The organism is Bartonella sp. AA83SXKL (assembly GCF_042196965.1).
Taxonomy (GTDB): domain Bacteria; phylum Pseudomonadota; class Alphaproteobacteria; order Rhizobiales; family Rhizobiaceae; genus Bartonella.
Window position 1 is genome coordinate 1 of sequence record NZ_JBHIRG010000247.1, and the last position, 316, is coordinate 316.

1 pseudogene is annotated in these 316 nt (G+C 36.4%); it reads left to right on the plus strand.

Features of this window, described 5'->3' with window-relative positions:
• Window positions 1-316 (plus strand): annotated as a pseudogene (locus tag ACFINO_RS10900) (ThiF family adenylyltransferase); the annotation flags it as partial.

The following is a 316-nucleotide window of genomic DNA, read 5'->3' on the forward strand; positions in this document are numbered from 1 at the left end:
ATAAAAAGAATGCAATTTTTGGTGCAGGTTCAAAGCAATTTATTATCAATGATCGAAAACACTGGGAAAACTTGGTACTTCTCGCAGCACAGTGGATCGAGAAAAAGACGAAAGAAGAAACTTACAATTCGCTATCGTCAATCATGTCAAGAGAAAACTTTAACCGTGCATTTAACTTTCTTTTTTCTAACCACTTTCTTGTTTTGGCTGAAACATCAGACAATATCTTCCATAATCGGTATTCTAGAAGTCATCTCCATTATCAAAGTTACGGTATGCATCCAGCCTCCGTTCAGCATACCCTTTCACAAAAAGT